The following is a 1500-nucleotide window of genomic DNA, read 5'->3' on the forward strand; positions in this document are numbered from 1 at the left end:
TGCCCCAGCCAGCGTTGCATTCACTTTCCCTGGCGGAAAACACGCCGTAACTTGGGCGGTTGGGGATAGAAGGGTTAGCGTTCAGCAAGATGATGCGTTGTCGTGGGTAACATTCAAAATGGCAATTAGTGCTGCTCAAGCCAGCTAAATAAATTTCATGTAACAACCAAATTAATTTTTAAATAAACAGTGCTCACGCGCTGCGGATTAACTCACCTTGAGGAAGGTTAAATCATGCAAGTAATTCATAACGCCTGCGTTATTAACGCGAAAATGCCACCAGTGGAAATTATTCAAAGCGCCATTGATAAAAACCCAGACCTGATTTTTAAACCAATGGAACTCGGCACCACGCAGGCAGTGGCATGCGGCTTCGTTAATGACGCAGAAAGCGGCGCACTGGTTACCAAGTTTCATGGCGGCTACTTGCTGCGTGTCTGCATAGAAGAAAAAATCGTTGTGGCGCGTCAGGTGAAAGCGGAGATCGAAGCTAAGCTGGCTGAAATATATAAGCTGCGCGGGGCCAATCAACCCATTACGCGCAAAGAGATGATTGAAATTCGGGATGAGGTGATTATTACACTCACCAAAAAGGCACCAACCGACCAATCATATGTGCCAATTTTAGTAACTGAAAACTTTATTTTTGTTGGCACCATCAATACATTCCGCAGCCGCCGCGCATCGGCAATGCTGGTCAATCTGGTTGACTCATTAACCGCCAGCACAATTTACATCAATGGTTTCCGCAAGGGCATCACTTCAATGCTGAAACATAACATTGATACCGGTGAAAACATCATGAGCCCGTTCAGCGCCAGCAGCCAAGTGTTACTCAAGAAAGACTCTATGTGCATTAGCTACAACGTAGAAGATCTGATTGCGCATGGCGAGCTGGTCAAGAATATCGATCTTGGTTTTGAAGTAGAGAAAATCGAGATCATCTATCGCGATGAAGCAGTTCAATTCATGCTGAATAAAAAATATCAGCTGCAAAAAATCAAAGTGTTCGGGCTGAACGATGACATGGAATATGTGGATAGCCTGAATTACGAATCCACCCTGCTCGACCACATGATGAGCGACTTCCTGAAACTATTTAAACGTGATGATGAGGCCAGCCAAGAGTCTGAGCCTGAAAAAGAATGCCAACCGGCATAAGTCTGCGCACTGGTCTTGCTGCAGCCCCGCCGAGCCTGAAGCGGTGAAAAGACAGGCAAATTAATTACAGAACAGGAAAGACGCAATGCGTGGAATAAACAAAGTCATCATCGTAGGTAATCTTGGACAAGATCCAGACTTCCGAAGCACGCCATCAGGCACAGCCGTAGCTAACCTGAGTGTGGCAACCTCAGAAAGCTGGCGCGATAAAAATACCGGCGATAAAAAAGAAGCCACCGAGTGGCACCGAGTGGTTATCTATCGCCGTCTGGCAGAAGTAGCGCGAGACTTTTTGGCCAAAGGTTCAAAAGTGTATATCGAAGGAAAGCTGCGAACTCG

The 1500-nt window shown here is 46.3% G+C and carries 2 protein-coding genes; both read left to right on the forward strand.

Annotation, left to right across the window (positions count from 1 at the left end):
* Positions 1–234: 234 nt before the first annotated feature.
* Positions 235–1161: a recombination-associated protein RdgC gene (gene rdgC, locus ACRCYC_RS17920; RefSeq protein ID WP_438620470.1), complete on the forward strand. Its 927-nt coding sequence runs from the start codon at positions 235–237 to the stop codon at positions 1159–1161.
* Between the two features lie 85 nt (positions 1162–1246).
* Positions 1247–1500: single-stranded DNA-binding protein (ssb, locus tag ACRCYC_RS17925; RefSeq protein ID WP_438620471.1), on the forward strand; the 254-nt coding region annotated here is incomplete at its 3' end.

Origin of the sequence: Paraclostridium sp., assembly GCF_051657365.1 — a bacterium.
GTDB lineage: Bacteria > Bacillota > Clostridia > Peptostreptococcales > Peptostreptococcaceae > Paraclostridium.

Coding starts and splice junctions, on each gene's coding strand:
- rdgC (WP_438620470.1), top strand. CDS start 235: ATGCAAGTAATTCATAACGCCTGCGTTATTAACGCGAAAATGCCACCA.